We start from the raw sequence: 23,697 nt of genomic DNA on the forward strand, positions 1-23,697 counted from the left end.
GGCGAGTTTTGCGGTGGGTGGAAGTTGCTTGTTAGAGACAGATGGTGTGTCGGGTTAGACCCAAGAAACTGGGAAAAGACTATCTGCCATTCAATTTTATCGAATGTATTCGCCCTGGCGAGTTACTTATAATCTCCCACTTTCTGTAGTCTTGACAGTTTTCCATTTCCGGCTCTACCTTGAATTCACGCTCAAGCTTAATGCTGAAGCGAGGGGAGGAATTCATGACTAAAGGTTCAATAATTAATGGGCTGGGTCTAGGTTCAATTTCGCGACGCCAGTTTCTAACGACCAGCGCGGCTGGAGCAGGCGCTCTGCTTTTGCCGTCCTTACCGTCTTTTGCAGCGGACAAACCCAAAATCGGGCTTGTCATGAAGTCGCTTGCAAACGAGTTTTTCAAGCAAATGCAGGCCGGTGCTGAAGATTATGCGGCCAAGAATACGGACAAGTTTACCTTTGCCGCTGTTGGCATGAAAGACGAACGTGATTTCGCCGCCCAGGTTGATGCGGTTGAAAACTTCATCACGCAGCAGTTCAATGTGATCGTTCTGGCGCCGGCCGATTCCAAGGCTATGGTCACACCGGTGAAGAAGGCGCTGGAAGCTGGCATCAAGGTCATCAATATCGACGTGGCGCTTGATGAAGAGGCGAAGAAGCAGGCCGGTGTCGATCTGGCATTTTTCGGACCCGACAATCGCGAAGGCGCAAAGCTGTCCGGCATGGCACTTGCCAAGGAACTCGGCAAGGGCGGTAAGGTGGTTATCCTCGAAGGTAATCCCGAGGCCGACAATGCCAAGGAGCGCAAGAAGGGTTTCGATGATGCTGTGGCCGAAGGCGGCTTGATACTGTTGGATTCCAAGACCGCACATTGGGAGACGGAAGAAGCCAACACACTCATGACGAATTTCCTTACACAATATCAGGATATTCAGGGCGTTATGGCAGCCAATGACTCAATGGCGCTGGGCGTTGTGAAGGCGCTTGATGCAGCAGGCAAGTCAGGCCAGATCAAAGTCGTTGGTTTCGACAATATTCCCGCCGTACAGCCACTGATCAAGGACGGCAAGATGCTGGCCACGATCGACCAGTTCGGCGCGCAGATGGCGGCAATGGGCATCGATTATGGCCTTAAGGAACTGGCGGGAGAAAAATTCTCAGGCTGGGTCAAGACGGATATCAAGCTGATTACCGCTAAGGACCTCTAGCAACTCGCAAGATAGCGAGGCCGCATCGGATGCACTCCGTTGCGGCCTTCCGTCACTCCGGCAGGCAGGAACAGTATGCAGTCAGCCGACGCGATCTTGAAGCTTGAAAACGTCGGCAAAGTCTTTCCGGGCGTAATCGCTCTGGACGGTATCAATCTACAACTGTTGCGCGGCGAAACGCATATTATTCTCGGTGAAAACGGCGCTGGAAAGTCAACGCTCATCAAACTGCTTGCGGGTATCTATCAACCCGATGCTGGCGAGATTATCTTGAATGATCAGCCATATAGGCCCAAGACACCGCATGATGCGCAGGTTCAGGGCATTCGCATTGTTCATCAGGAACTCAATTTACTTCCGCACCTTTCCATAGCGGAAAACCTGATGCTGGAAAGGCTCCCGCGACGTTGCGGCATCATGGATCGGGCTTCGCTCAACAGGCGTGCCGCTGAATTGCTGGACGAGGTTGGGCTGGCGTTAGATCCCCGCACACTTGTCTCCGAATTGGGCGTCGCGCAAATGCAATTGGTCGAAATTGCAAAGGCGCTTGGCTATGATAGCAAGCTTTTGGTCTTGGATGAGCCGACGGCGACACTGACACCGCCTGAAATTGAACGGCTCTTTGCCATTATAGGGAGACTGAAGGTCAAGGGCGTGACTATCATCTATATCTCGCACCGCCTGCATGAAGTCTTTGAAATTGGTGACCGGGTCACCGTTTTGCGCAACGGTCGTCTGGTTGAAACGCGCGCCTTGGAGGGGCTGAGCGTGCCCCATCTGGTCCGCATGATGATTGGCCGGGATATTGCAGACGAATATAGCTTCGACTCCACCATCGTGCCAGGTTCGGTTGCCCTCGAGGTCGAAAGCGTTACACGATCGACAACAGACCCTGCGGTCTCCTTTTCGGTGCGCGAGGGCGAAATTCTGGGTGTGGCAGGTCTGGTAGGATCGGGCCGCACGGAGATCATGCGCGCGATCTTCGGTGCTGATCCCAAAGGCGGGGGACAAATCCGTGTGGACGGCAAGCCGGTAAATATTCGCAATCCCAAAGATGCTGTCAGAAAGGGACTGGGTTTCCTGACCGAAGATCGTAAGGGGCAGGGGCTGATGCTGGATATGCCTGTAGACATAAATGCGACGATCACCGATTTGAAGAAAATCTCCCATGGCGGATTGCTGGACAAAGGCGAAGAAAAGAAATCCGTTATGGAACTGGTTGAGCAATTGCGGATCAAAACGGCCTCCATAGGCACATCGGTGCGCAATTTGTCTGGTGGTAACCAGCAAAAGGTGGTGCTTGCAAAATGGCTGTTTCGCGGTTCCTCAACATTGATCCTGGATGAACCGACGCGGGGCGTCGATGTCGGTGCCAGACGCGAAATCTATCAATTACTCTGGATGCTGGCCGCAAATCAAAAAGCAATCATTATGGTCTCTTCGGATTTGCCTGAACTCATTGGCATGTGTCACCGCATTATCGTGTTCTCCAATGGCAAGCTGGTAGGAGAACTGCCTCGGTCGCAATTTGATCAGGAGCGTATTCTCTCGCTTGCCTATCAGGAGCATGTTCAATGACAGCTAAGCCATCTGTGCCCGAGAGAGCCGCAGCAACGGACCGACAGAAGTTGAAACGCTTCTTGCTGCGTGATGCTGGCGTTTTTCTGGCTCTCTTACTGATCACGCTGGTGTTTTCTTTCACTGCGCCTTATTTCGCCACGCCCGGCAACGCGTTGAAGATTTTCGTCCAGATCGCCATCAATACGGTTCTCGCGGCGGGGATGACTTTCGTCATCCTGACCGGCGGCATTGATCTCTCCGTTGGCTCGGTGCTCGCGCTTTGCACGGTTATAGGTGCGCTCATCATGACATCAGGTCTGGAACCCGGATTATCGATACCGCTTGCCGTGCTGGCTTGCATCGCAGTTGGTGGGTTTTGTGGCTACATCAACGGTAAGGTGTCGACCTTTTGGAAGATTCCTTCCTTCATTGTTACGCTCGGCATGTTGAATATAGCCGCTGGTGCAGCGCGTGTAGTGTCCAGCAACTCGACCATTACGGGATTGCCGCAAGGCTTCGTCGATTTCGGTAATCTGATCATCGGCGGCTTTCTGCCCTCAATCTTTCTGGTGGCAGTGGCGGTCATTTTTGCAGGCTGGTTCATCCTGCGGTTTACTGTTTTCGGTCGCATGATCTACGCCGTTGGGGCCAACGATGAGGCGGTCCGTCTGTCGGGGCATAATCCCGACACGTATAAGATTGCTGCGTTTGTTATCTCGGGCGTCACCGCAGGTATCGCCGCGATCGTCTATTTGCTGCGCTTGAATATTGGCAGCCCGATCGCCGGTATCGGCTATGAACTGAACGCGATTGCGGCAGTCATTATCGGCGGGACCAGTCTCTTTGGGGGAAAAGGCTCGATCGTCGGCACACTGGCGGGCGCCTGTATTCTGCAAGTTCTGGCGACTGGCCTGCAATTGCTCGGCATCGGCGATAATTACAAGCCAATCATCATTGGCGCGGTGATCATACTTGCTGTGATTGTCGATACCTATCGCGAAAGATTGCTGCGGCGCATCCACTGATGCGCCGCCGTGAAAGAAAGACCTGGCGTCACCTTATTGGTGGACGCCGCCTTCATTTAAGGAAACTTCGCTCCTGGTCCGGCTTTCCCATAAGCCGATACCAAAAAGCACGGCGGTTGTGAGCCATCCCAGCGTGAGAAGATCGGCGCTCTGTGCGAAAGGCGCAATGAGAGCCAACAAAACGACCCCTCCGATATGGGACAGGGGGAGGCGACCGTAAACGACATATTTGTAAATCGCGCTGCCAATCAGGTAGATAGCAGGACCGACTGCGATAACGACAATTTGCGCCACGCTGGCATGACCTGCGGGATGCTCCATGGCGAGATCATTGCCCACAGCGCTCACGATGATGCCGAAAATCAATATGGCGTGGATGTAGTGGAAATAGGCACCGATCTTTCCCGGATCACGGGCCTGCGTAATGCGGGCGGTCGCATCCTTGCTCGACGTCCCAAAATAGAGCCACCACATGGCGATGGTGCCGAGAAAGGTGGCAAGCATGGCGGACAGTTCGGCAACGTTCCAGTTTTCCGCGCCTGCAAGTGTGGCGCCCGTTGCTAGAAGACTTTCGCCCAGCGCCACGATGACAAAGAGCTGGCAACGCTCGGCGAGGTGCCCACCTTCGATCGTCCAATCGCTGACGTGTGAGCGACCCATTCCCGGCAAGGCAAAGCCGATCATGGGCGAAACATATTCGCAAAGCGCTGCCACGATCCAAAGCGCCAGCCGGGCTTCCCCGTCCGCAAAGGCTCCGCCGATCCAGAAGCAGGCCGAAATGGTGAGCCAACCCAGCATGCGCCGATAATTAGCGGAAAGCGGGTGGTCCCGCCCCAATTGCCAGACGATAAAGCCGGTTCGTCCAAGCTGCATTGCGACATAGCACCCGGCGAATATCAGACCGCCTTCACCAAACGCGTCCGGGATTGAGGCGGCCATGACCAGCGCCAGCGCCATGCAGCCGAACAGAACAAGGCGCATTTTCGGCTGTTCGGGGTTAAACCAGTTGGTGACCCAGCACGTATATTGCCAGCCGAGCCAGACCGCGAACCATAGCACCAGCGTTTCAAGCGCGCTCCACGCGGTCAGATGATGAAGCAGCGCGTGGCTGAGTTGAGTGACGGCGAAGACGTAAACGAGATCGAAGAAAAGCTCTTCATAGGTGACATGCGCATGATGACCGTCTCGCAGGCGCAAAAGAGGATGAACTGATTGGCTCATGGATTATTCCTTGGTGTGTCGAGCATCAGATAGTAGGCGCTAAAAAACTTGGCTGGTGCGGGGGGGAGGCGATGAAAGGATTGTCGGCTGACCTCCGTAATGAAGTATTGGCCCCGCTTACATTCACACTGATCGGCATAAGCTGTGCCTTGAAAACCACCCTTTAGGCGCGTGCGGTCGGCGGTGCGCCACATCAAATCTGGCTGAAAAGGAGAGATATGCGAGGCGAGCAGTCCCATTGCTGGTTACCATCAATATAGACGTGACCGTTTTCCTATCTTTTGAAACGGCACCGGGACCCTCGATCTTATCTTAAGCTTATGCAGGCTGGGAATACTTAAGACAGTGCTTATCTGGTAATGATACGGTTACACAGCCGCCAAACAGATGTTTTGGCAGGCCCACTTCATTGCACCTTCAGCGGTTGGAAAAGCAAAGACAGTTGGGAAAAGGCGTCGCCGCTTAGTTAAGCGTGGGCTTTTGATTATGGCGGACCATCAGTCCCGCCGCTTCGGCGGCTTTGATAAATGACGCCCGGGCAGTATTGGGCAGCCCCTCCATATCGGCGAGGCAGGCCTGCAATGCGTCCTGATATTCGTCGCCCTGGGCGCCTTCCGGCCAATAGTTTAAAAGGCATTCCGCCGCCATTGGCGTATTCGTCACGACCTGATACTTACCGACGCCGTAGAGCTGAATATCAACGGGTTCTCCCCAAGCCATCGCGGTCTCCCAATAAAAGATGTCCTGCCTTGAGGTGGTAAGGCTGGGGCTGACGTCAGCTTGGCAAGTGTTGTTCGAACGGCAGCTGGCGCCAATACAAGTTTCGGGCTCCCTAACCTGGCGCGTACATTTTTGTTCCTTGTGTCGCTGCGCTTGCAAGCTTTGGGATCGAAACACCCTTTCGCAAGAACGGAATTGCGGCGCGAACGAGAAGGGGCGGACAACGCCTGCACCTGGAATCCGGTTGGTTTATTTCAGACAATTGATATCGCGTCATGATCGACTAATATGAATTAATCTTTTTGGAATGGGCGGATAAGATGGAAAGTCATCAAGATCAAACTGGCGATGAGCGGCTCGTTGGTTCGACCGGCGGTATACGTCGATTCACGTTGTCCGTCACAGCTGCGCCGCGGCCGCAATTTAGCGATACGGAACTCGACATTCGCGATTGGCTGGCCGCGATTGTCGACGGTTCTGATGACGCCATCATCAGCAAGAACTTGGACGGGATTATTAAGAGCTGGAACAGAGGTGCACAGCGCCTTTTCGGCTATCAGGCGGAAGAAGTCATTGGCAAGCCGGTGAGAATTCTCATTCCAGACGACCGGTTGGGCGAAGAGCCGGCTATTCTGGCCGCGATACGCAATGGCAACCGGGTCGACCACTTTGAAACAATCCGGAAGCGAAAAGACGGAACGCTGATCGATATTTCGTTGACGATTTCACCCATTCGCAATGCGAATGGCGTGATTGTTGGGGCTTCGAAGATCGCGCGCGACATTACAGAACGTCTGCAGGCGCAAAAGCAGCAGCTGCTCCTGATGGGCGAGATGCAGCATCGTGTGAAAAACCTTTTCGCACTGGCGAACGGAATCGTTTCGCTGAGCGCAAGATCGACCACGCAGGTTGACGAACTCCGCGAGACCGTCCAGGCGCGCCTAGCCGCGCTTGCGCGGGCGCATGAACTGACAATGCCAGCATGGGAAGAGGCCGAAATGACGGTTTCTTCGGTGCCACTCCAGACTCTGTTAGGCACCATTCTCCAACCCTATGATGAGCAGAATATTCGTATTTCCGGGGCTGATCCTGCAATCTCGGGCAAGTCGCTGACAAATCTGTCGCTGCTTTTGCATGAACTGGCGACGAATGCCGCCAAGCATGGCGCACTGGCGGGTACAGGGGGCCAGCTTTTGGTCAGCATAGAAGAAACACAGGAAGCTGTCGTCGTTCATTGGCTGGAAACGGGCAATGAACATCATAACGATCAACCAAGCGAAGGATTCGGAACGCGACTTGAAAAGGCGCTGGTCTCAGCCCTTGCGGCCCGACTTGATCGGGCGTGGACGGACAACGCGCTTGAAATATCAATCGCCTTGCCAAAGTTAGCCGTTGAATAACCTTTTCTCTTGCTGACTGGAGAAGGCATGTATCATGCGTGGCTGGACCTGTTCAGCCGCTGATACCGGCTGTTTGTTCGATTTCATTGATAGCGACGGGCGGGTCTCAGAAAAATCTAAACATGCAGGAACAAAGGCAATCGCTTGCGGTTGGGTTGGCTGTCATTTGCCAATGACCAAAGGAGCACGTGATATGCCAGGTCGATACCAAAACGAAGATCGCGACGACTATTATAACGAACCCTACCGGGACCGTGATTATGAAAGCCGTGGCGCAAACTACCGCGACTATGACGAACGCTATCCGGGTGATTATCGTTCGCGCGGCTATAGCGATGACGAGGAACGCTTCGCATATAATTCGCCGCAAAGAGAATCTTTTGCGCGCGATAGCCGCTATGAGCGTCACGGCGCACGCAATGAGCCGATGAAGTCCACAAGCGGCACAGGAATGCATCGCGGAAAGGGACCGAAAGGTTACACCCGGACGGACGAACGCATCAAGGAAGATGTCTCTGATGCCTTGATGGAAGATGCGGATCTTGATGCTTCCGACATTGAGGTCAGCGTCAAGAAGGGCGAAGTCACCTTGCAGGGACAAGTCGCAACCCGACAGGATAAACGCCGCGCCGAGGATTGCGCCGGAGCATGTGCGGGCGTGGCGGATGTTCAAAACAACATTAAGGTCCGCTCGGCCACGGCGCCATCCGCTAAGGGTACAGCTTAATCGAAACCGGAAGACTCGCGGCTGCGGGAATGCAGCTGGAGAAGGGCTCTTGCAGCTCAATGCGCCACTGCGCGCAAAATTCATACAATCAGGAGGAAAAAATGCCACGTAATATGCCAGAACGTGACGATCAGGGCCGCTTTGTCAGTGATGATGACCGCAGCAGAGCCGGCGGTCGTCGCCACTATGCCGAAAGCCGCCGTGATGACGATCATCGCAGGTCCAGTCGTTACGACGATGACGACAGGGGACGCAGCCACGGCGGCTGGTTTGGTGATCCGCAAGGACACGCTGAAGCCGCCCGCCGTGGCTGGGACGAACGCCGCGACGACAGGGATTATGACGATCGTCGCCGCTATTCCAGCCGCAATGATGATTACGACGACCGTCGTTCCAGTCGCTATGACGACGATGATCGTGGTCGTGGCTGGTACGGGGACTCTCGCGGGCATGCAGAAGCCGCCCGCCGGGGCTGGGACGAACGACGCGATGACCGCGATGACGGTCGACGCAGCTATTCCAGTCGCGATGATGATCGCCGTTACGCAAGCCGTGACGATGACCGGCGTTCCAGCAGTCGGGGCCATGGCGGCTGGTTCGGCGATCCGGAAGGCCATTCCGAAGCGTCGCGGCGGGGATGGGATGATCGCCGCGATTACGAATATGATGATCGTCGCAGGCGTTGATGTTCCAAAGTTGGTAGGGGCGACCATCCGGTCGCCCTTACCGGCCGGGTGGCTTGTAAAAGTCTGAATAGTTGACGTAATAGTAAGTTGTATAACGGTTTAATTCTACCTAAAGGTGCAAAGAAAGCTGCGCGGAAAAAATAATGAATAACCGCATCCTTTTGTACGGATGAGCTTTTCTTGACCCACATATTAAGTGATCAGGAAATGATATCTTTATGAGAATGAATATGGTTCGCTGGTTATGTCAAAGCCGGGAGCCAGACATGCCATTTTTTAATGAAGCGAGCCGCATCTATAATCAAATTGAAGTCGACTTCATGAGAAGTTGTTATACTCACGCGGCTATAATGCTGGAAGAAAGTGACCGGGGATATTCGGGGCGCGATTTGGCGTCTTTGACACTGTTGCTTTATGACAGCGGTCTTCGCGACCATAATTATATTACCGAACTGGTCGCCGGGCTCGCCAATAAGAAATTCATGGATCGCCGTCAAAAATCGATGGCGGCAAATTCAAATCTTGAGGGAACAAACTCTAGCGCAGGCGGTTAGGCTCACCGATCTAGAATTGGTGTCAGTCCCGCTCGAACATTGCTTGCCAGGCTGTCACCAGCCCTGCCTTTCGCCCCCGCCGAGGCAGGGCATCTTTTTGGGAGGTTGCCATGGCTTGGGGTGAACCTGTCGACGTTGAATTGCTCGGAACGGGCAAACACTGCACGGTCACGAACACGGCGATGGCTGCGGAATATCTTCTTGAAGAATGGCCGCATGAGGCCCGCGGTGCGGAATTCTGGCGCGCCATCGAGAACTGTCTTGCCGACCTTGAGAACAAGCCCAACACAGCCAGAGAGTGCTTCATTGCCGCTATCAAGGCTGCGGATGTGTCTGCACGTCCTCCAGCACTGCCAGCTTGAACATCCGAGGGTACGGCTCATCGGATGGATGGCGCGAAGCAACACTTGGAGTGTTCGAACGCTAAGCGCCTGCCCCGGCGATGTTGGGAGACGCCGCCGGGGCAAATAACACTGACGGCGCACCGGGAACATCTGGGCCAACGTGGGGTTTGGTTGCCGAGGTAGATCAAAAATGGACAAGGACGGACACAAAACGAGCGAAGGATCCCGCATACGCGGTGCTATCCAGAAGGGACAAACCGGTGACAAGGCGCCTGGATTTGATCCGGCTGCAGCGCCTTTCGAAACGGATTCCGAAGCGGGCGGCAGTTCCTCTCCGGGGCGCGATCATGAACAATCACCAGACAGTATGAAGCACGACAGCAATGCCTCCAGTCACGCTTCGGCCCTGCGTCAGTGGGAGAAGGATAGAAAGCGAACTGTGCAGCCATTCTTAGTGGCGCTGGTGATCCTGCTAGTGATTATAGTGGCGCTTATCCTGATTTGGGGCCGCTGATCGGCAAGGCTACACCTCCAACCTCAACGCCAGGCGTCTATCAGTTCCTCTGTGGAAACCAGTTCCAGTTGTTCACTGAAGCGCTGGTGGCAAAGCGACATGATCGCGTCATGCGTTTGGTCGGAAACGCTGCAGATTGCATCATGAACCATAATCACCCGATATCCACGATCCACGGCCCCCAGCAGAGTAGCGAGTACGCAAAGGTCCGTTTCCGCACCGGTGATAACGAGTGTATGAATGCGCTTATTGACCAGATAGGTTTGGAGATGGTCTTCTGTCCATGGCGAATAGACTGTCTTGTCGAGTACGGCTGCGGGAGGCACGAAATCCTTCAACGGGTCCACAAGCTGAATTAGCGCAGGATCAATATGGGCCAGCGTGAGCGCTTCCCATTTCCGATAGTAATCGACCCAGATACCTATCGCATCCTCGGGGCGCTTTGGCGGGATAAAGCGCGTGAATATGGTGTTGTCGCGCTGGGCCGTGCAGATATCGATGATCCGTGGCAAAATCTGTTCTACCCACGGAACGAACCATGGTGAGTTTGGTCCAAACAGATTCTGCATGTCGATACAAAGATGCATGGAGCCGGGCCGGAGCTTACCCCGCAAAAGACCCGTTTCTACAGGCATGAGAGGCGATGCAATGAGGGCGGCGGGACGACAAGATCGCTTTTCATCGAAATCCCCATCTGCGTTTCGAAAAGACAAACCTCAGGATTTTGGATCGGCTGAGGCCGGTGTCGATGGCGTTGTCACGGCAACCGGATCGCTTGCCGGAAAACTGTCCTTCAAACCTTTTTCAAGGCGCTGATTTTCATCGTCTCGTTGCGGGGGCGTGGTTGCCCGTCCCAATTCTATCTCGACCGTCTTTATCGCCTGCGACAGACAGTTTGCCGCTTGCTCGAGTTGTTCATTTCGTTCCGACGAACTGCTGGACGTAAGCTGAACCGTAATTTTCTCTTCCGCTTCCCCTACAAATTCCACGACTACTGGCGTTTCGTCGCTGCGAACGTTGATCGTCAGAATATTCATGTCATGCTCCTCGAATTGGTTAGTCCTAACCATCCACGCTCCGGGTTGTTCCCTGCCTGCCGAAAAAATGTACGGTAACGTACCAATTGCAGTTGCGTCGGAACCAATAGCTTCGAGAGGCCTTATCTCACCGGGTGGGCAGGAGGAGATACCATGTCATCCAATCCCGATTTCGAAGATGAGTTGCTGAAACTTTTACCCGCGCTCCATCAGTTTGCGCGAACAATGTGCCGGCAATCCACCGATGTGGACGATCTGGTTCAGGAGACAGTGGTGAAGGCGCTCAAGAACCAGGATAAATATGTGCCGTTTGGGCCGCTGAAGTCATGGCTCTTCACCATTATGAAGAACACTTTCTGCAGCAAAATCAAGCGCGCGCGGCGCGAGGATGTCATGCAGGAGTGGGACGGGCCCACGATCGGTCCGTCGCAGGACTGGGCCATGGAACTGCAGGATGTCGGACGCGCCTATGACAGGTTATCGCCACTTCACCGGAACGTCATCGAACTGGTGATTTTTAACGGATTGAGCTATGAGCACGCCGCCACAAAAGCGGGTTGCACCATCGGCACCATCAAAAGCAGGCTTAACAGGGCGCGCAATCAGCTCGAAGGCGATTTGAGCTCTGACGACAAACAGTGAGCAAGCCGCCGGTTCGCTCACTGTTTCTAATGCCGCCTTTCCAAAAGGGGAAGTGTTTCCGCCGAGTTGGAAGGGAGGTTTTTCGGAACTAACCGTTCTTCTGGTGGTTGTACTTCATGACGAGCCAGAAGAGGTGCATGTATGTCATTTCCCAGCCAAGACGCCATGGCGAACAAACTTTTGGCTTTGCTCCCGCCTGACGATTATGCTGCGATCATCCGTGAAACCGTGCCTGTCGATCTTCCGCGGGGTGTCATTATTGCGGAAAAAGGCCGGTCAATCACAAAAGTCTATTTTATGACATCCGGCATCGGCTCCATTGTGGTGACGACCGCCGAAGGTCACCGGGCCGAGGCGGGGCTGTTTGGATTTGACGGTTATGTGCCGACCTCGGCAATTGCCGGTGTTGAAACAAGCTCTTACGATGTCTTCATACAGGTCGCAGGCGAAGCGTACGAAATACCCTATGACCGGTTTCGTCATTGGATGGCCAGTAGCTGCAATTTCTCCAATATCATGATCCGGTCAATAGAAGCCTTTTCGGTTCAACTGGCCCACACTGCGGCTTCCAACGCCATTCACGATGTTCCTCAACGCCTCGCGCGCTGGTTATTGATGTGTGACGATCGGATATCTGGCAGCGAAATCGCCCTGACCCATGAATTCATGTCTATCATGCTTGCGGTCCGGCGACCAAGCGTGACCACTTCGCTCCATATATTGGAGGGGCTGGGCCTGATCAAATCCGTGCGCGGAGCGGTTCTCATTCGCAGCCGCCGAGAATTGGAGCAATATGCGCGGGATGCTTACGGCTGGCCGGAAAAAGAGTATTCACGTCTGATGGGCAGTTTTGACCGCGCCCGTTCCGATCCGGTCTAACCGCTCAGACCAAAAAGACGACGATATTCCTCTTCCGGTTTGCCGTAGGCTTCACCGGCAAAATCCTCCAGACCCTTTCGATCACGAACCGTAATACGGCCTCTTTCGGATATGATCAGCTTTTTCCCTTCCAGCACGTGCAGGCCGGTCGTGATGCTGGGACGTCTGACGCCGAGCATCAACGCGATGAAATCGTGGGTGAGCACGATTTCATCCCCGTCGGTCCGGTCGTGAGACATCAAAAGCCAGCGAGCCAGACGTTCGTGAATATGCAGATTCACATTCGCCCAGACTGTGTAGGATAATTGCGAGGCGAAGGTCTGAATGTAACGAGCCAGCAAATTGGCGAACAAGCTGTTGCGGTTGATTTCCGCCCGCGCCGCGCCGATTTCGATCCGATGGCCAGAACCACTGACCTGCATGACGACCTCATGGATACTGGTCGTTGCGCCAACGGCCGCCGATGTGGGCGAAAATCCCTCGCGACCGAACATGCCCGCTTCCACCATTGGACCTTTATCAGACACGGTGATGACCGATCCGATGCCTTCGCAGAGAAAGTAAATATAATCGATAGGTTGGTCAGCTTTAACGAGTACCTGTCCACGTTCCAGGGTAACAGGCTCCAATAAAGTTTGAATTTGATTGTAGATGTCTGGCGGAAGGCTTTTTAACAGGCGGTTTTTCACTGTATTTCTGTCGTACATCTTGTTTTTCTTCGGGCAGAGTACGAGCGCCTCGCCGTCACGCTCCCAATCCTCTTTGACGGTTTTAAGTCTATAACACTTTGATCCGGCAAATGATTTTTGGTACGCTAGCGGACAATTCCGGCAAAGCCAGCCAATCAGGAGCCACTTTCGGGCAAGCCGCTTTGTTGAGATGTACTTCAAAACGAGCAGCTTTGCAGAAATGGGACTTAGAAGGGGAGTCCGATAGTGGCAACAGGCGGTCTGAAGAACGGAGACTGCGGGAAAGCTATATGGTCTGTACGTTAGCAGACCCTTTGATACGCGGCTGAGAAGTAGGCGCATAATGGTTTTTTAATGGAGGCAGACATGCCATTATTCCACGAAGCAAGCCGCATTTACAGCCAGGTCGAGGTCGACTTCATGCGCAGTTGTTATACATTGGCGGCGATCATCCTCGAAGAGAGTGATCATGAATATTCGGGCCGGGATTTGGCGTCATCCATCCTGCTTCTCTATGATAGCGGGCTGCGGGACCAGAACTATATTGTAGAGCTTTCCGCCCGGCTCTCGCACAAGAAGTACGCAGATCGTCATCAGCCGAACACTGGGGTAGCAAATTCCAATGCACGCCAAGGGGTCATTGCGGATGACACCTAACTGTGCTTGTTTTCAAAGGAACCGCTTTCGGCTTGAAAACACCGGCGCTAAAGGCCTTCATGAACAATAATGATGCTGGGCGCATGTTTCTGAACCGCAGCGCTGTAGAGATCGCTCCGCAACTGATTGGCTGGACGTTTCGCGTCGGCGAAGTCGGCGGTCTGATTGTCGAAACTGAAGCCTATTGCAGAACTGACCCGGCCTCTCACAGTTTCTCTGGTCCGACGCGCCGAAACGCCTCCATGTTTGGACGTCCGGGCAGCGCCTATGTTTATCGGATATATGGCCTGCATTGGTGCATGAACATTGTCTGCGCTGATGCATCTGCCGTACTCCTGCGGGCAATTGAGCCGCGACAGGGCATACCGCTCATGCAGGAACGGCGAGGTATGACGGACCTTAAGCAGCTTTGTTCGGGGCCGGCGAAGCTTGCCCAGGCTTTGGCAATTTCCGGCGAGTTGGATGGGGCTGCGCTCGATGCCGCCCCGTTTTTGCTTTCGGCGCCTGAACAGCCATGCACTGTGGATTGCGGTCCGCGCATCGGTATCAGTCGAGCAGTTGAGAAGCCCTGGCGCTTCTGGTTGCGAGGGTCCGGTTTTGTCAGCGGGCCAAAATCGCGTTTGAATGCCCCGAAAGTCTCGCCGTAACGGTCCCGGAAACTTAGCAAAGTTGTCTTGGCGCGCCTGATTTAAAAGACAAGCGCAGGCGGCAGTTTGGAACAAACCCCAATTCGCAAGGTTAGGACGCAAGCTCCTGTCACTCCAAGTGGCTCACAACCGTTGAAAAAGGGGAAGCGAACCATGCCCGCGAGCAAAAGGCCGAGCGCCGAAGACAAGCCGATTACAATCCACGACCAGAGGCTTTTTCCCGGCAACAGTGGCGATCTTCACCAGATTGCGACTGACGATGTTCCGGTCATGACGACATCTCAGGGCGGGCCGGTATCAGACGATCTGAATACGCTTAAAATCGGCGAATCCGGCCCAACGCTGATCGAGGATTTCCATTTTCGGGAAAAGATTTTTCATTTTGACCATGAACGCATACCGGAACGTGTCGTCCATGCGAGAGGTTATGGCGCGCACGGGTATTTTGAGACCACCCGGTCGATCTCCGAATATACGCGCGCCGATATATTCCAGCGCGTTGGCGAGAAAACACCGGTCTTCGTCCGCTTTTCCACGGTTGCGGGTTCAAAAGGCTCGTTCGATCTCGCCCGTGACGTGCGCGGTTTTGCGGTCAAGTTTTACACCAAGGAGGGCAATTGGGATCTCGTCGGCAACAATATTCCAGTCTTCTTCATTCAGGATGCGATACGCTTCCCTGACATCATTCATGCCGTGAAGGAAGAGCCGGATCGCGCTTTTCCGCAGGCACAATCCGCTCACGATAATTTCTGGGATTTCATCAGCCTGACGCCGGAATCCATGCACATGATCATGTGGATCATGTCGGACCGCGCAATCCCACGCTCGTTTCGCTTCATGGAAGGGTTCGGGGTCCATACGTTCCGCTTCGTGAATGAAGACAATCAATCGACATTCGTCAAATTTCTCTGGAAACCGAAGCTCGGACTGCAATCGGTGGTGTGGAACGAGGCTGTGAAGATCAACGGGGCCGATCCAGATTTTCACCGGCGCGATCTCTGGACTGCCATTCAAACCGGTAACTTCCCGGAATGGGAATTGTGCGTGCAACTCTTCGATCAGGAATTTGCGGACAGCTTCGATTTCGACGTGCTGGATCCGACCAAGCTGATACCCGAAGAAATTCTCCAGCCGATTTCGGTCGGTCGGCTGGTCCTCGACCGCATGCCGGAGAACTTTTTCGCGGAGACCGAGCAGGTTGCATTCATGACGCAGAATGTGCCGCCCGGCATTGATTTCTCGAACGATCCTTTGCTTCAGGGGCGCAATTTTTCCTATCTGGACACCCAGCTGAAGCGGCTCGGTGGACCGAATTTCACCCAGCTTCCCATCAACGCGCCCAAATGTCCGTTTGCGCATTTTCAGCAGGACGGGCATATGGCGATGCGCAATCCAGACAGCCGGGCCAATTATCAGCCCAATTCCTGGGTGAAGGGGCCGCGCCCCGATCCAGTCAACGGCTTCCGTTCTTTTGAAGCGCAGGAAAGCGGTGAAAAAGTCCGTTTGCGCCCGGAGAGTTTTAACGATCATTATAGCCAGGCTCGCCAATTCTATCTGAGCCAGACATCGGTTGAGCAAAGACATATTGCGATGGCGTTGACCTTCGAACTGTCGAAAGTAGAAACGCCCATTATCCGCGAACGGATGGTCTCGCATTTGATGAATATTGAAGAGGGGCTGGCAAACGAGGTCGCGGAGAGGCTTGGCATCCGCACAATGCCAAAGCCCGCCGATGCTCTTGCACCCGTGCGCCAGGATCTGCCTCTGTCGCCAGCGCTCAGCATTATTGAAAATGGTCCCTCAAGCTTCAAGGGCCGCAAGATCGGCGTTCTTGTGGCGAATGGGACGGATATGGAACTGGTTGAAGCGATCCGTGAAGCGGCTGTGACAGAAGGAGCGGTGATAGAACTTGTCTCTCCAACAGTTGGCGGTTTTGAGACCTCCGCTGGCGAATGGATCGTGGCCCATCATATGATTGATGGTGGCCCCTCTGTTGTGTTTGACGCCGTTGCCCTTGTCCTGGCAGAAGAGGCGGCCAATAGATTGACCGGAGAAGCTGCAGCGCGTGATTTCGTGGCCGATGCTTTTGCGCATTGCAAGTTCATCGGGTTCAATTCCGGAGCTCTCCCGCTCCTTGCAAAGGCGGGCATAGCGCCGGATGCCGATAAGGGCCTGCTTTCCATCGACAGTGCGACTTCGATCCCGGTTTTTGTCGAAGCTTGCCGCAAGCTCAGGTTCTGGCCGCGCGAGGAGGCCGTAAAACTGTAACCAAGTGGCCTTGCCCGTTGTCCGCTAATGCAGTGAGAGAGACATGAACAATCAGCCCAAATCAGTTCGCACCGCAGACAATGACCACTATAGCAAGCCTGGACCAGACGAGGAAACCGGAGGCGTCACCGGCGCCCTGGGAGAAGGGCTATCGGCATCCGATGCGCCTGAACCCGCTTTAAGCAAGCCTGTGGTCTATTTGAAGAAAGGCTGCCCTTTCTGTTTCAAACTGCGGCTCGCATTTCTGGAAGCCGGAATGCTTGATTGTATTGAGCTTATCGAGTTTGCCGAAGGAACAACTGAGCAGGCTCAGATCAGGGAAAAATTGTCCCCGGTGCTGGAGGATTTGAGCTTCCCCGCTGCAGAGGTTGAACGGGGCAAGTTCATGAAAGGTTCCGATGCACTGATCAAGTATTTTCTCGGTCAGAAGGGCATCAAGGCCGAGGCACTCCCGACGCTACAGGCATATATTGACGGGCCATTCGCTCAGCTTGTTGAGCGCGTTAAAAACGATTAGCGAGATGGGGTCGAGGATGAGCCCGAATTCCTTGCACAAACTGAAGGGTGCTGGCTATCTCGTTTCCACGCTAAGCGTTTTGCTGTTGGCAGTCGTTAGTTGGGACGGCGCGCAGAAAAGTATTTTGCTGACGATATGTTTGATATCCGGCGCGGCAACATCCATTATCGGCATGTTCTGCCGCTGGCTTACCTATCAGATTGAGAAGAACCAACAGAATGGCGATTGAATAGTCGCGCGAGGAATTATCACTCTGTCTTCGCGTTCTAATTGCTTTTAGCAAGACATCTCCAGCCGATTACCTTCGCCGAAGCCACTTTCCTTGCAGAACTCCATTTCAGTAGCGTCGCGATCAGCACTTAAGTGCAGCAGCCAACTCGCGCCCATTATCTCATAAATAGATGTATATTATAAGTTACTAATTTTCTTTATGTTAACATTAATTCAGATTACACTAAACAAGTCATCACGAAATTGTATAAGTATATCTCTTGGGTTTGTTGCATTGGTCACGTGTTCTAGGCGCACTCTGACCAGCACGACGGAATGTCAACGGATTCGGAGGGAAGAATGCTAAGATATCTGACCATGGTGGGGGCTATCGCGGTTGGTGCAACAATTGCGCCGCCACTCGCTTTCGAAGCAAAAGCTCAAACGACTGTCGAGTGCCGCTCAAGAGACTATAAATACGATGAATGCTACGCCGGGCCGCTGTCCAGGCCACAACTTATCCATCAAACGTCAAGCTCTGCTTGCATACTGAACCGCACGTGGGGATACAATCCAAAGAGCCGCTATATATGGGTTGCGCAAGGGTGTTCCGGCGTATTTGCAGATGTCGGTGGCTATCACCATGGCCGGGGCGATGGGTTCGATCCGGGTGCGCGCCAGTACGATCATCATGGTCATGATATTGGCGGTGTTGTCGCAGGTGCAGTTCTCGGTGCAATCGTCGAGGGAATGGTTGCCGATAACAAGCACAAACACAGCCATGCAACAAGCAACTACCGTGACTCCGGTGACTATAATGGCTGCCACGGCATTGGGTGCACTGTCGACAGGCCGGATAGCTCTGAGCGTATCGATAACACACCGCAGTTCGATAGAAACGGCGAACCCAACTACGATACGCATGGCAATTATATCGGCTGTCACGGTGTCGGATGTTTGGTGGACAGCCCTGATTAGCAGGTTGCATAGATGAGGGCGCGCAAACGCGCCGCCCTTATCTTTAAAACGCAAAGCAAATGGCAATGTTGTTATGCGTCGTCAAAATAAGATTTCGTATTTACTTCGAATCTGCCATAGAAAAGAAGCTCTTAATGGGCAGGGGCGCGGCGGCTGTTAATATTGGCCGTCGGGTGGATTAATCTCTGGCCGGATGCGTCGCTGCCACGAAATGACGTGGTCGCCCTTTTCTAAAAGTCAGGATGACATTGCAGATCGTGAACTACAGGAAGTCAGCTAACAAAGACCTCTAAAAATGCAGTCGTCGTCGTGTTTCCAAGTTTAAATGTTGCTCTGGTGCCGTGTTCTTTCGAGACGGGCTTGATCCAGCATAGCCTCGCACGCGGCCATCTGTTCCCCCATATGAGGAGTATCGAATGCCACGATTGAAGTTAAAGTACCTCATACTTGCAGCTGTGCCTTTGGTAATCACTGGCTGTGTCACCGCAGATGAAGTCTTCCAAGACAAATGTTCGTCCTTCGGCTTTCGCCCGGGCACCGATGCCTTCGCGAACTGCATGATGCAACAAAGTGCGCTTCATGAACAAGATGAGCAGCGCGCTCAGGATCGCATTCAGGCACAGGAAGAGCGTGATCGTGAACGCAAGCGGGAGCGCCGCCGCCGTGAAGAAAGCCAAATAGATACACGGCCTCAGTTCGATAGGGACGGCAATCCGAACTTCGATACACAAGGCAATTATACCGGTTGCCATGGCGTGGGATGCGAAGTCGATAATCCGGATACCGACAACTAAACGGACGGCTGGATCAACAATCGAAAGCTTTCGTGCCGTCCTCGCGAGGGGGATACTGAATTCTTTTTAGTGTCCCCCGTTATATGCGCGTTCACTGAAAATGTACGAAATAAATACTCATTTGAAATGCATAAGCGATTAAATTTATTGTAGGGCCAAAGACCTGGTGTTAGTCGATTTTTAAAAGGAGCGGCTATCAACCCTCCAAATTGCATGGCGCGGGTTCCCCCCTTTATTGCCCTCGTTATCGCGGTTTAAAGAAAAGGCCCTGAACTATGTTAACTGCTGCCCTGGAGTGGTCCGTTCCGATACTGCTTTTCCTTTGCGGGATCGCACTTATCGTCGCGGCAAAGATGAACGCGACGACCATAAAATGGGGCGTGGGTTTGTGTCTTTTAGGCGTCGGTTATTCGTTGATGCTTATTCGTACTGAAAGCTTTTCCGCTATTAAACCGCTTGGTGAAGATCTCCTGATACTGTCGGGGATTGCGATTTGCTGCCATGCGTTTGCGAGCAAGTTTAAGCTTAGGGTTCTATCGATTTTTGATGCGCTGATCGTTTTGCTCGCTTTAGCAGCGGCTGCTTTTTCATTGTTCTATTTTCAAAGCATTAGACTGGAAAGTCTATCTGTTCTAACCGGATGCGCTGTTCTTTTGATTTTATATTTATCGCGCGTAAAATTTGGAATGAGAACCGCTAGTGAATGGATATTAATATCAGTTTTTTCTTTTGCACTTGTTTGTTTGTTGATGCAAGCGGTTGAATATATTTGTCCAAGACGTCGATCCCAAAGTTGGTCTATGGAGTAATTCCATATGGGGCGTCTTTCTGCAATATACAGGTCTTTTCGGCGGTCTTATACTCGCGCTGTCAGTGCTTCTGACAATAAATTTGGATATCATTGCGGCCTATCGAGATAGGATAAGCCGAGTTCCCGATGCGCTTACCGTATCGAAATCGCGTGCGTTGGATCAGTCGTCCGTTACGGTCGAAGCCTCTGTGCTGCACAGCGGAGCGGAAATACAGCATTCTTCCAGCACGTCTGCCGATTTTTCGAAGACGTCCACTATTTCGATGAATGGCGTAAATCAGCGGGAAGTGGAACAGAATGAATTTCCGGATATGGATGAAGCTATACGTGCATGTCTTGCCAAATTGACAAGCGCAGCCGAATTCTCCAGATCGCCGCGTGCGCGGAAATTTCTTATCTATATTGTCGAAGAAACCCTTTCAGGGCGGGCGGACAGAATAAAAGAATATACAATCGCCTTGGATGTATTTGACCGGAAAAGCGGGCACGATCTCGCAGGCGATTCACTCGTCAGAACAAGTGCCAAGAGGCTCCGACAATCACTGGACGTCTACAATAACGGGAAGGGAAAGCTGGAACCCATCCATATCGCGATCCCCAAGGGAAGCTATATACCAAAGTTTTTCCGTAACATTCCGTCCGATATCAACCCCGTCTGACGTTTCGCGGTGGATGTGACGGTTACGTAACCTCCCCAAAACCTGTTGCTCATTTAAGGACTATTCAAAGTAGCGTATTCTGATCGAGTGTTGGTCAATACGAGCGTGTTAAATAATGCGTTTAAGGGGTGCGCATGGTTGATCGGATATACTGGCTGTCAGCGGCTGGTTTGAGAAGCGAATCTTTAATAATCGGCGAACTGCGGATGGATTTCAGACGTGCCGCCTGGCGACTAAAATTGCAGAGCGCCATTTTTGGTCGCGAATATCCCTCTGCTCGAACACAGCCCTTTCTCGATAGAAAAGAAGTTCTACCTTCGCGTGAGTGGGTAATCGAAGTCCACAGATCCTCGTTGGTTGTCCGCACTCTCCAACGCAGGCACTGTGACAGACCGCTGTCAGTTCGCCCCCAGTTAACTGGCAGCGGTCGCCCTTTTGTTGCGCAAATCGAACGGCTTAGTACGGTTTTGAGCTCGGCGGTCGGATGAAGTGGCTCGACAGTATTCCCGAAGAATGGGGTAAGTTGCACAAGAGCGATCAAAGCGCGGTCACCCTTACCCGGACCGGGCCAAATCAAATCCAGATTGTGGCCCCAGATCCCTTCGCGCTTATCCTGCTCACACCGCAGATAAAACGGGAGGCGAGAATAGGCTCCGACCGAAGCACCACTGCGAATGTCCCGATGGGGTCGCTGGAGCTTATTCCGGATCAGGCTGATCTCTTCGCGCGCTGGCGTACGCCAAAGGAAAACATCCTGTCCTGTTTCGGAAGCGATCGGTTGCGCAATCTGGCCGGTGTAGAATTTGAGACGGATGAGTTTGAGTTAAGACCGTTGAGCCCTGGGCGGATAGATAAGACCGCATTGGCGCTTGCGCGGCTCATGCGGGAGGAGATTTTACGCGGAAACGACAGCTCCAATTTGCTGTATCTGGATTCCCTGAATGTCGCGTTATGGCTGCATCTCCTGCGAAATCATTCTTCCATTAGGAAAACTACATATAACGGTCTCGCAGGTGGTTTCTCGGCAAGGGCCTGGCGCACGGTGGACGATTATATGCGCTCGCATCTCGCAGATACCATTCCTATCGAAACCCTTGCGAGTTTGGCGCGCTTATCCGTCAGCCATTTTTCCCGCGCCTTTCGTCAAACTACCGGCAAAAGCCCGCATCAGTATCTCATTGATCTGCGTGTCGAGCGCGCAGAACTTCTCATTCGCGCCGACGATCTGCCGCTTGCCGAAATCTGGCGGATTTGCGGGTTTGGAAGCCAAAGCCATATGACTTCCCTGATAAGGGAACGGTTGCATACAACGCCCACAAAGATAAGGCGTGGCGAAATATAAGAACGCAGGCAGGTTGTCTCTTAACCTGCCGCGTTCCAAAGAGCCGCCATTGTTCGAAAACGACTGTCATATCTGAATTCAATCAGAAAGGAATAACAGCATCTGATTTAGTAGCGATAACTCAGATATGCATGCTCATATAGCGAGTATCAGCCCCTTCCTGGAGGGATAGCTGATGAATTCGGTAATTTTCAAAGGAGGCCCTTTCCATGACCGATCATTCCATCAAAGGCAAAACCGTCATTATTGCTGGCGGTGCGAAAAATCTGGGTGGGCTTATCGCGCGTGATCTCGCCTCTCATGGCGCCAAGGCAATCGCGATCCACTATAACAGCGCAGCAAGCAAAGCGGATGCCGATGCCACCGTTGCCGCTGTCAAGGCGGCAGGTGCGGAAGCCGTTGCATTTCAGGCCAATCTGATCACGGCTGGCGCGACGGAGAAGCTTTTCGCTGACGCGATTGCAGCCCTTGGCAAGCCGGATATTGCCATCAATACCGTCGGCAAGGTCTTGAAGAAGCCAATGACCGAGATCTCCGAGGCTGAATATGACGAGATGTCCGCAGTCAATGCGAAAGCCGCATTCTTTTTCATCAAGGAAGCAGGCAAGCAACTGAACGATAACGGCAAAATCTGCACGCTGGTCACTTCGCTGCTCGGCGCTTATACGCCGTTTTATTCGAGCTATGCCGGTACGAAGGCTCCCGTCGAACATTTCACGCGCGCCGCTTCAAAAGAGTTCGGTGAGCGCGGGATTTCAGTGACCGCTATCGGACCCGGTCCCATGGATACGCCGTTCTTCTACCCCGCTGAAGGTGCGGACGCGGTGGCCTATCACAAGACAGCCGCAGCACTTTCGAGCTTCTCGAAGACAGGCCTGACGGATATTGGCGACATTGTTCCGTGGATCCGCTTGCTGGTCTCGGAAGGCTGGTGGATGACGGGGCAGACAATTCTCGTCAATGGCGGTTATACAACCAAGTAGACCAGTAACGGCGGATCGAGTACGCTCGGTCCGCCGGTGCCCGTTCAGATTTTAGGCGATAGAGGAGCGAGACGATGCAGCGATTGATGATGTTCGGTTTGGTTGTGTTTGCTGTGCTCCAGTCTTCTCTTGCCTATGCCGATTTGAAGGCGGCGGATCGCCGGCTGAATGACCTTTATGGTCAGGTCATCAATGCCTTGCCGGATGGAAGTCAAGCGCAGCTCAAGGAAAGCCAGCGCAACTGGATCAAGTACCGCGACAGTGAATGCCGCTATCAGCAAGTAAACTACGCGATCATGGTGTCTGAAGCGGATTGCAAGGAAGTCCTGACGCGCCAAAGAATAGGTCTCTTGAGCCAGCAGTTGGGTTGGCTGAAAAAAATCGGACAGCAGGACGATTCCGATGCAGCCATGGATTGTAAACAAGAGATTGGTGCGAAAGCGGCCAATATTCTCGTCAACCAATGCAAGGAAATTTCGCCCGCCACCAACCCGCCGTGCAATTCGGGAAATTCATGCGATTTGATCAGGGATGAAATCAAGCGCGGTTGCGGCATGGTAAGCGGTAAGAAGCCGTCCTATTGTCAGTAGCTCGATCCTCTGCAGGTAGGCAGGAATTCACTCAGTTA

At 53.2% G+C, this 23,697-nt stretch carries 28 protein-coding genes; 23 read left to right on the forward strand and 5 right to left on the reverse strand.

Features of this window, described 5'->3' with window-relative positions; translation table 11 throughout:
• Positions 1–224: 224 nt before the first annotated feature.
• The 3 genes from WIX40_RS21355 (at position 225) to WIX40_RS21365 (ending at position 3,790) form a co-directional block, all read left to right on the forward strand.
• The gene (locus tag WIX40_RS21355) at positions 225–1,205 is read left to right on the forward strand and encodes a sugar ABC transporter substrate-binding protein (RefSeq protein ID WP_339442027.1); all 981 of its coding nucleotides are present in this window, start codon (positions 225–227) and stop codon (positions 1,203–1,205) included.
• A gap of 75 nt (positions 1,206–1,280) precedes the next feature.
• The gene (locus WIX40_RS21360; RefSeq protein ID WP_339442028.1) at positions 1,281–2,783 is read left to right on the forward strand and encodes a sugar ABC transporter ATP-binding protein; all 1,503 of its coding nucleotides are present in this window, start codon (positions 1,281–1,283) and stop codon (positions 2,781–2,783) included.
• Positions 2,780–3,790 carry an ABC transporter permease gene (locus WIX40_RS21365; protein WP_339442030.1) on the forward strand — a complete coding sequence of 337 codons (1,011 nt, stop codon included), beginning with the start codon at positions 2,780–2,782 and terminating at the stop codon, positions 3,788–3,790. Before WIX40_RS21360 ends, WIX40_RS21365 begins: the two co-directional genes overlap by 4 nt.
• 33 nt (positions 3,791–3,823) lie before the next feature.
• Here WIX40_RS21365 and WIX40_RS21370 read toward each other — a convergent pair whose 3' ends face one another.
• Entirely contained in the window at positions 3,824–5,011 is a 1,188-nt protein-coding gene (locus tag WIX40_RS21370) for a low temperature requirement protein A (RefSeq protein ID WP_140025972.1), read from the reverse strand.
• A 462-nt stretch (positions 5,012–5,473) separates the two neighbouring features.
• Positions 5,474–5,731, reverse strand: coding sequence for a DUF982 domain-containing protein (locus WIX40_RS21375; protein ID WP_140025974.1), 258 nt, complete (start codon positions 5,729–5,731; stop codon positions 5,474–5,476).
• Positions 5,732–6,051: 320 nt separating this feature from the next.
• On the opposite strand from WIX40_RS21375, the gene WIX40_RS21380 reads away from it, so the two are divergent.
• From WIX40_RS21380 to WIX40_RS21405, 6 genes are all read left to right on the forward strand, one after another.
• Positions 6,052–7,131: a PAS domain S-box protein gene (locus tag WIX40_RS21380; protein ID WP_339442032.1), complete on the forward strand. Its 1,080-nt coding sequence runs from the start codon at positions 6,052–6,054 to the stop codon at positions 7,129–7,131.
• A gap of 34 nt (positions 7,132–7,165) precedes the next feature.
• Positions 7,166–7,858 (forward strand): BON domain-containing protein, encoded by a 693-nt coding sequence (locus WIX40_RS21385; protein WP_339442034.1) that lies wholly within the window; start codon positions 7,166–7,168, stop codon positions 7,856–7,858.
• Positions 7,859–7,959: 101 nt separating this feature from the next.
• Positions 7,960–8,544 carry a hypothetical protein gene (locus WIX40_RS21390; RefSeq protein ID WP_339442036.1) on the forward strand — a complete coding sequence of 195 codons (585 nt, stop codon included), beginning with the start codon at positions 7,960–7,962 and terminating at the stop codon, positions 8,542–8,544.
• A 266-nt stretch (positions 8,545–8,810) separates the two neighbouring features.
• Complete coding sequence (locus tag WIX40_RS21395) at positions 8,811–9,098, forward strand: hypothetical protein (RefSeq protein WP_339442038.1); 288 nt, start codon at positions 8,811–8,813, stop codon at positions 9,096–9,098.
• Between the two features lie 110 nt (positions 9,099–9,208).
• Positions 9,209–9,460 carry a DUF982 domain-containing protein gene (locus WIX40_RS21400; protein ID WP_339442040.1) on the forward strand — a complete coding sequence of 84 codons (252 nt, stop codon included), beginning with the start codon at positions 9,209–9,211 and terminating at the stop codon, positions 9,458–9,460.
• A gap of 172 nt (positions 9,461–9,632) precedes the next feature.
• Positions 9,633–9,956 carry a hypothetical protein gene (locus tag WIX40_RS21405; RefSeq protein WP_339442042.1) on the forward strand — a complete coding sequence of 108 codons (324 nt, stop codon included), beginning with the start codon at positions 9,633–9,635 and terminating at the stop codon, positions 9,954–9,956.
• Positions 9,957–9,979: 23 nt separating this feature from the next.
• Here the strand turns inward: WIX40_RS21405 and WIX40_RS21410 are convergent, their stop codons facing one another.
• Together WIX40_RS21410 and WIX40_RS21415 are read right to left on the reverse strand one after the other, a co-directional pair.
• On the reverse strand, positions 9,980–10,591 hold the full coding sequence (locus tag WIX40_RS21410) for a cysteine hydrolase family protein (protein WP_339442043.1): 612 nt from the start codon (positions 10,589–10,591) through the stop codon (positions 9,980–9,982).
• An 81-nt stretch (positions 10,592–10,672) separates the two neighbouring features.
• Positions 10,673–10,993: a hypothetical protein gene (locus WIX40_RS21415; protein ID WP_339442045.1), complete on the reverse strand. Its 321-nt coding sequence runs from the start codon at positions 10,991–10,993 to the stop codon at positions 10,673–10,675.
• A gap of 153 nt (positions 10,994–11,146) precedes the next feature.
• Here WIX40_RS21415 and WIX40_RS21420 point away from each other — a divergent pair, with 153 nt between their 5' ends.
• Positions 11,147–11,635, forward strand: a complete 489-nt coding sequence (locus WIX40_RS21420) for a sigma-70 family RNA polymerase sigma factor (protein WP_124915773.1) — start codon at positions 11,147–11,149, stop codon at positions 11,633–11,635.
• Positions 11,636–11,776: 141 nt separating this feature from the next.
• Positions 11,777–12,514 carry a Crp/Fnr family transcriptional regulator gene (locus WIX40_RS21425; RefSeq protein WP_339442047.1) on the forward strand — a complete coding sequence of 246 codons (738 nt, stop codon included), beginning with the start codon at positions 11,777–11,779 and terminating at the stop codon, positions 12,512–12,514.
• Here WIX40_RS21425 and WIX40_RS21430 read toward each other — a convergent pair.
• Positions 12,511–13,221 (reverse strand): Crp/Fnr family transcriptional regulator, encoded by a 711-nt coding sequence (locus WIX40_RS21430; protein ID WP_339442049.1) that lies wholly within the window; start codon positions 13,219–13,221, stop codon positions 12,511–12,513. The two genes, WIX40_RS21425 and WIX40_RS21430, sit on opposite strands and share 4 nt — an antisense overlap.
• A gap of 348 nt (positions 13,222–13,569) precedes the next feature.
• Between WIX40_RS21430 and WIX40_RS21435 the strand changes: the two genes are divergently transcribed.
• From WIX40_RS21435 to WIX40_RS21490, 12 genes are all read left to right on the forward strand, one after another.
• Positions 13,570–13,860 carry a hypothetical protein gene (locus WIX40_RS21435; protein ID WP_109366384.1) on the forward strand — a complete coding sequence of 97 codons (291 nt, stop codon included), beginning with the start codon at positions 13,570–13,572 and terminating at the stop codon, positions 13,858–13,860.
• A 59-nt stretch (positions 13,861–13,919) separates the two neighbouring features.
• Complete coding sequence (locus WIX40_RS21440) at positions 13,920–14,507, forward strand: DNA-3-methyladenine glycosylase (protein ID WP_339442051.1); 588 nt, start codon at positions 13,920–13,922, stop codon at positions 14,505–14,507.
• A 153-nt stretch (positions 14,508–14,660) separates the two neighbouring features.
• Complete coding sequence (gene katE, locus WIX40_RS21445; RefSeq protein WP_339442053.1) at positions 14,661–16,775, forward strand: catalase; 2,115 nt, start codon at positions 14,661–14,663, stop codon at positions 16,773–16,775.
• Positions 16,776–16,818: 43 nt separating this feature from the next.
• Complete coding sequence (locus WIX40_RS21450; RefSeq protein WP_339442055.1) at positions 16,819–17,292, forward strand: thioredoxin domain-containing protein; 474 nt, start codon at positions 16,819–16,821, stop codon at positions 17,290–17,292.
• A gap of 16 nt (positions 17,293–17,308) precedes the next feature.
• The gene (locus WIX40_RS21455; protein WP_124915777.1) at positions 17,309–17,521 is read left to right on the forward strand and encodes a hypothetical protein; all 213 of its coding nucleotides are present in this window, start codon (positions 17,309–17,311) and stop codon (positions 17,519–17,521) included.
• 341 nt (positions 17,522–17,862) lie between these two features.
• Complete coding sequence (locus WIX40_RS21460; protein WP_121539067.1) at positions 17,863–18,480, forward strand: DUF3011 domain-containing protein; 618 nt, start codon at positions 17,863–17,865, stop codon at positions 18,478–18,480.
• A 416-nt stretch (positions 18,481–18,896) separates the two neighbouring features.
• Positions 18,897–19,274, forward strand: coding sequence for a hypothetical protein (locus tag WIX40_RS21465; RefSeq protein WP_109365606.1), 378 nt, complete (start codon positions 18,897–18,899; stop codon positions 19,272–19,274).
• Positions 19,275–19,549: 275 nt separating this feature from the next.
• Positions 19,550–20,083, forward strand: coding sequence for a hypothetical protein (locus tag WIX40_RS21470; protein ID WP_339442059.1), 534 nt, complete (start codon positions 19,550–19,552; stop codon positions 20,081–20,083).
• Between the two features lie 82 nt (positions 20,084–20,165).
• A complete protein-coding gene (locus WIX40_RS21475) occupies positions 20,166–20,744 on the forward strand; it encodes a hypothetical protein (protein WP_339442061.1) in 579 nt (192 codons plus the stop codon).
• 484 nt (positions 20,745–21,228) lie between these two features.
• Positions 21,229–22,086: a helix-turn-helix domain-containing protein gene (locus WIX40_RS21480; RefSeq protein WP_339442062.1), complete on the forward strand. Its 858-nt coding sequence runs from the start codon at positions 21,229–21,231 to the stop codon at positions 22,084–22,086.
• A 209-nt stretch (positions 22,087–22,295) separates the two neighbouring features.
• Complete coding sequence (locus tag WIX40_RS21485) at positions 22,296–23,069, forward strand: SDR family oxidoreductase (protein ID WP_109365609.1); 774 nt, start codon at positions 22,296–22,298, stop codon at positions 23,067–23,069.
• A 74-nt stretch (positions 23,070–23,143) separates the two neighbouring features.
• Positions 23,144–23,659 (forward strand): lysozyme inhibitor LprI family protein, encoded by a 516-nt coding sequence (locus tag WIX40_RS21490; RefSeq protein WP_109365610.1) that lies wholly within the window; start codon positions 23,144–23,146, stop codon positions 23,657–23,659.
• Positions 23,660–23,697: the final 38 nt, after the last annotated feature.

Source organism: Ochrobactrum teleogrylli, from assembly GCF_037482325.1.
Lineage (GTDB): Bacteria > Pseudomonadota > Alphaproteobacteria > Rhizobiales > Rhizobiaceae > Brucella > Brucella teleogrylli.